This is a genomic window from Pseudoalteromonas sp., assembly GCF_041613455.1.
Taxonomy (GTDB): Bacteria; Pseudomonadota; Gammaproteobacteria; order Enterobacterales; family Alteromonadaceae; genus Pseudoalteromonas.
In genome coordinates this window covers 1-5454 of the sequence record NZ_JBFJHD010000201.1, presented here as the reverse complement: position 1 = coordinate 5454, position 5454 = coordinate 1, and the positions used below count along the sequence as shown (strand labels likewise).

General features: G+C 44.0%; 5 protein-coding genes. 3 read left to right on the top strand and 2 right to left on the bottom strand.

Features of this window, described 5'->3' with window-relative positions:
* Positions 1–193: 193 nt before the first annotated feature.
* Entirely contained in the window at positions 194–652 is a 459-nt protein-coding gene (locus tag ABYB02_RS14125) for an LPP20 family lipoprotein (protein ID WP_372763055.1), read from the bottom strand.
* Between the two features lie 135 nt (positions 653–787).
* Here ABYB02_RS14125 and ABYB02_RS14120 point away from each other — a divergent pair, with 135 nt between their 5' ends.
* Positions 788–1981, top strand: a complete 1194-nt coding sequence (locus tag ABYB02_RS14120; protein WP_372763054.1) for a flagellar assembly protein FlgT — start codon at positions 788–790, stop codon at positions 1979–1981.
* Here ABYB02_RS14120 and ABYB02_RS14115 read toward each other — a convergent pair.
* On the bottom strand, positions 1965–2867 hold the full coding sequence (locus tag ABYB02_RS14115) for a LysR substrate-binding domain-containing protein (RefSeq protein ID WP_372763053.1): 903 nt from the start codon (positions 2865–2867) through the stop codon (positions 1965–1967). The genes ABYB02_RS14120 and ABYB02_RS14115 overlap by 17 nt on opposite strands.
* A 113-nt stretch (positions 2868–2980) precedes the next feature.
* On the opposite strand from ABYB02_RS14115, the gene ABYB02_RS14110 reads away from it, so the two are divergent.
* Both ABYB02_RS14110 and ABYB02_RS14105 read left to right on the top strand, forming a co-directional pair.
* Positions 2981–3709 (top strand): glutathione peroxidase, encoded by a 729-nt coding sequence (locus ABYB02_RS14110; protein WP_372763052.1) that lies wholly within the window; start codon positions 2981–2983, stop codon positions 3707–3709.
* 80 nt (positions 3710–3789) lie between these two features.
* On the top strand, positions 3790–5238 hold the full coding sequence (locus ABYB02_RS14105) for a dihydrolipoyl dehydrogenase (protein ID WP_372763051.1): 1449 nt from the start codon (positions 3790–3792) through the stop codon (positions 5236–5238).
* Positions 5239–5454 lie beyond the last annotated feature (216 nt).

The window sequence follows — 5454 nt, the reverse complement described above, 5'->3', positions numbered from 1 at the left end:
TGTCAGGTGTCAGGTGTCAGGTAAAAATAACCAAGACTAGAACTGTGTAAAGGCCTGTTATCAGATTTTAGCTATCAGCTATCAGCTATCAGCTAGAAATTTAAGGCAGGTACCAACCTAGAACCTAATACCTCATCCCTATAACCTTTACCTCGCTGCACTTTGACACCTTTCCCCTTTAAGCGGCACTTTACTAGTAATACGTCACTCTTTTTACTTCGCGCGGTTTAATTTCGCCTATGTATAAGTCGTGCACGCGCTTCATATTAAGCTCAAGTTCGGTTATGTAGGTGTCGTCTACGGCATAGGTTTTTATCACTTGGGCGCCTTTAATAATGCCTTGCACCTTAGTTTGCAAGTAATCGTCTTGTGCAATTGCACTGGCCACCGTGGTTGTGGCGGTAATTTTTTGCCCATACACTTGCTCAGCCAATTCGCGATATGCTTCAAGTTTAGAAGCTTTAATAGCCATTAATTGCTGCTGTGACTTATTAGCTCCCGACTGTAAGCTGATGGGGGCATAACCTATGGCTTTTATAATTGGGTAGTTATTTGGCTTCACATAATTGTATTCAACATGTTTATCAAACATAGTGCTACAGCCACTTAACGTTAAGCAGCCCAAGGTAATGGCTAATGACAGTGCGCGCATAATTTGTTGACCCTAAAAATCGAATTAAGCAATCTTATGCATGTTTAATGCCATTGGCACTCAGCGCCAATTAACATTGGTACGCTCTTTGCTGTAAGTAGTGAGTCATTGTGAAAACTAAACTGGAGTAAAGGTATGAAGGCGTTTTTAGCATCGGTATTTGCAGGCTTAGGTGCAACTGCTTTATTAACGTTTTCCTCGTTTACTGCCGCGCAGTGGTACGAAGCAACAGGCCATGCACAGGTTAATAGCAACGACATAGGCGCAGCTAAGTCGGCCGCTATTAAAGATGCAATAACGCAGGCCATGGTGTTTTCGGGCGCCCGCGTTACCTCGGTACAAACCTTAGTTGACGGGGTGTTAACGCAAGATCAGCTAAAAATTAGTAGCCATGGCGAAATTCAAAAAATAGAACTTATTAGCGAACAACGCCACAACGAGCAGCTAGCGGTTACCCTACGGCTAGACATTTTTGCTCAAACCGAGCAATGCCCGCAAAGTAACTTTAAAAAGTTTATAGCTGTAACGCAAAGCCAACTTAATAACCGTGAACAAGCGCGTTTGGGTCAAATATTTGACATAAATAAAGCCGTAAGCAAAAACATTTATACCGCATTACTTAAGTCTAAAATGAGCGCAGTGCCGGTGGCCTATTACAACAATGCCATAAACGTTGATAAGTACTTTACTCAACAGCACGATTATTCAAATTCGCAGCTCGAAGATATTGCTACCCGCAGTAATGCACAGTATGTGCTGCTTAGCCAAATAACCAACCTTTCGGCTAGCGACAAGCTCAACAACGACTACGCCTTTTGGCAAGATGAAAGCTACCAGCGCAGTTATCAAATAGAATTAACCTTGTTTGATGGCACCACCTACGAGCAACTGTGGCAAAACAGCTACCAAAGCCAGGCTATTTGGCCATTTGCTAAAACCGATATTATCGACGTACATAGCCAGCGCTTTTGGCAGTCGCCATTTGGGCAAAGTATTAGCGATATAAATCAAACACTAAGTTACGATTTACAAGCGGCGATGGCGTGCTTGCCAACGCAAGGTAAAATAATGCACCGTGAAGACGACAAACTAGTTATAAACTTAGGTAAAGCTCACGGTTTAACCAAGGGGCAATTACTTAGCATTGCTCACCACGACTATTTAACCGATGCAATGGGTAATCGTATGCCGCATAAAGTCATTACCCTTAATAGCATTCGTGTGGAGCAGCTGTATCAACAAAGTGCTATTGCAGTAAGCGTTAACAATGCCCCGCTGCCCGGAGTACAAATTAACGATATTGTCGAAGTTGTTAGCCAAGATCCCTAGCCAGCTTAGCTTTTAAGTTAGGGTGAGTAGATAACCACTCACCCAGCTGCTCAACCCCAGATAGATGCGGGTAATGCTTGCGGCAGGCAAACACGATATTACGCTGCTGATTAGGGTAAATTGGCAAATAGCTGATCCCTACTCGCTCAGTACACGCTAACTTAGGCACAAATGTTACGCCATCATCCATCGCCACCAGCGCCAACAAAGTTTCTAAACTATTACCCTGATACTGGCTCGACACATCAACCCCTGCAGAAAAGCAAAATTGCTGTGCTTGATCTTTAAAGCAATGGCCATCACTTAGCATTAATAAGCTACTACCTTGTAGGTCACTTAACGCTATTTTTTTATGCTTGGTAAGTGCATTGTCGTGCGACACCGCCACTAAAAAGTCTTCTTTATACAAGTTAACCGTATGGTAATTTTTAAGCTCGGGCACATCGGCCAAAATAGCAAAGTCGAGCTCGCCGTTATCCAGTGCCGCTAAAATAGTTGCTGTTTGCATTTCAATAAACGCAAAACGGCTGTCTACAAAGGCTTGCTTCATCGACGTAAGTAACGTGGGTAATAAGTACGGCGCAATGGTAGGAATAATACCAATGGTTAATTTACCTTGTAACGGTTTGTTTGAGGTAGCGGCTAGCTCTTTCAGTATTTGCGTTTGCTCTAAAATTATTTCTATTTGCGCCAATAAGCGCTGCCCTTGGTGGGTTAAACTAACTTGCTTTGTAGAACGGTCAAATAAAGTAACACCAAGTTCTTGTTCGAGTTTTTTTACTTGCCCACTTAAGGTAGGCTGGCTTACGTAACACGCATCGGCAGCTTTACGAAAATGCTTAAACTGCGCTATTGCTTTTACATACTCTAAATCTTTTAAGTTCATGTTCACACCCAAACTGATAGCTTTTAACTATCAGTTTAATACAAACAAACGATTGGAACTATATTTAATTCAGCGCCATAATGGCTATCAACAAATCAAGAGGAACACAAACTATGTTAAACAATATTGAAGGCCAAACAATCCCAAACGTTACATTTGCAACTCGTCAAAATAACGAATGGAAATCGGTAACCACCGACGAAATCTTTAAAGGTAAAACCGTGGTTGTATTTTCACTGCCGGGCGCATTTACCCCAACGTGTTCATCAACACACTTACCGCGTTACAACGAGTTAGCCGGTGTATTTAAACAAAACGGTGTTGATGAGATTGTATGTTTATCGGTAAACGACACCTTTGTAATGAACGCATGGGCCGAGCATCAAGAAGCGCAAAACATTACCTTACTACCCGACGGTAATGGCGAGTTTACTGATGGCATGGGCATGTTAGTAGACAAAAACGACCTAGGCTTTGGTAAGCGCAGCTGGAGATACTCTATGCTGGTTAAAGATGGCGTAATCGAAAAAATGTTCATCGAGCCAGACCTACCAGGCGACCCGTTTGAAGTATCTGATGCCGACACTATGCTTGACTACATTAATCCAAAGCAAGCAAAACCAGAGCCGGTAAGTATTTTTACTAAACCTGGTTGCCCATTCTGTTCAAAAGCCAAAGCGCTATTAACAGAAAAAGGCCTAGCTTATGAAGAGATCGTAATGGGTGCAGGTGCATCACTTACTAGCCTTAAAGCCGTATCGGGCCGTGAAACCGTACCACAAGTATTTATTGGCGGTAAGCACATTGGTGGCTCAGACGATTTAGAAGCATATTTTGCGTAATTAAATGCCCAATTTGTAATGATATAAAAAGGGGCACTGGTTGCCCCTTTTTTATAAATGATTTTTATAAGGAAACAGTAATGAAACAGTTGCAAACCGACGTTGTGGTAATTGGTGCAGGTACTGCAGGCTTAAGTGCCTACCGTAACGCCAAACAGTTCACACCAAACGTACTCATGATCGAATCAGGTCCTTACGGTACAACCTGCGCACGTGTTGGTTGCATGCCGAGTAAGTTACTTATTGCAGCAGCCGAAGCGGCGCATGCCATAGAAATGGCACCTGCTTTTGGCGTTCACAGCACAGCACCACGTATTGATGGCAAACAAGTCATGGCACGCGTTAAAGCTGAACGCGACCGTTTTGCCGGTTTTGTAGTAGAAGCCGTAGACGAGTTACCAAGCGAAGACAAAATACGTGGCCATGCCACCTTTTTAGACGCAAACCGTATACAAATAGACGACCACACTATCATTAGTGCAAAACGCTTTGTTATTGCCACCGGCTCGCGCCCTGCATACCCCGGTGTATTTAATAATTTTGGCGACCGATTAATTATCAACGACGACGTGTTTGACTGGGACGATCTGCCTGAATCTGTTGCCGTATTTGGCCCTGGTGTTATTGGCCTAGAGCTTGGCCAAGCCCTGCACCGCTTAGGTGTTAACGTAAAACTATTTGGCGTAGGCGGCGCAATTGGGCCACTTACCGATCCCGTAGTGAAAGACTATGCCAATACCGTATTTGCTAACGAATTTTTTGTCGATACCGACTCCAACGTAGCAGATATGCAACAAGTCGGTAATAAAGCACAGCTAACCTACACTGACAAACAAGGGGCTAAACACACCGAGCAATTTGATTACGTATTGGCTGCCACTGGGCGCGTACCTAATACCGATAAGCTCGGCTTAGAAAACACCGGTATTGAACTTGATGAGCGTGGCGTACCGGTTGCTAACCCTCATACTATGCAGTGTGGCGATTCAAATATATTTATCGCAGGCGATGCCAGCAATATGTTGCCACTACTGCACGAAGCCAGCGACCAAGGGGTTATTGCCGGCCAAAACGCGGGGCGCTTCCCCGATGTACGTACTGGCTTACGCAGAGCAAAAATTGCCGCCGTATTTAGTGACCCGCAAATCGCCATGGTCGGCGAAAGCTACAAAACACTAAGCGAACGTTTAGGCAGTTGTGATTGTTTTGAAATAGGTGAAGTCAGCTTTGAAAACCAAGGCCGCAGTCGCGTAATGCTAAAAAACAAAGGCATAATGCGGGTGTATGCAGCGCAAGGCACAGGGTTATTTTTAGGCGCTGAGTTTATTGGCCCACAAGCCGAGCACCTTGCACACTTACTGGCATGGGCAGTGCAAAATAAAATGACCGTACCACAAATGCTTGAAATGCCCTTTTATCACCCAGTGATAGAAGAAGGCCTGCGCACCGCACTGCGCGACTTAAACGCCAAACTAAAATTTGGCCCCGATATTATTAACCACTGTATGGAATGCGGTCCGGGGGCATAGGCTTCGGGCTTCGGGCTTCGGGCTTCGGGCTAACCAGTCCTAAATAAAATAATCAGCGAGTAAATCACTTTACTCGCTTTTTTATGCTCAATCTAAAGCCAGTAACAGGCAAATTATTATTCATTGGGTTCCGCTACGCGAAACCCAAACTAGGTAAAAATTAAAGTGGGTGTCTGCGTAAATAGTTTTAAAAGCAATTATTCGCCATTACGCGTT

Coding starts and splice junctions, on each gene's coding strand:
- ABYB02_RS14120 (WP_372763054.1), top strand. CDS start 788: ATGAAGGCGTTTTTAGCATCGGTATTTGCAGGCTTAGGTGCAACTGCT.
- ABYB02_RS14105 (WP_372763051.1), top strand. CDS start 3,790: ATGAAACAGTTGCAAACCGACGTTGTGGTAATTGGTGCAGGTACTGCA.
- ABYB02_RS14125 (WP_372763055.1), bottom strand. CDS start 652: ATGCGCGCACTGTCATTAGCCATTACCTTGGGCTGCTTAACGTTAAGT.
- ABYB02_RS14110 (WP_372763052.1), top strand. CDS start 2,981: ATGTTAAACAATATTGAAGGCCAAACAATCCCAAACGTTACATTTGCA.
- ABYB02_RS14115 (WP_372763053.1), bottom strand. CDS start 2,867: ATGAACTTAAAAGATTTAGAGTATGTAAAAGCAATAGCGCAGTTTAAG.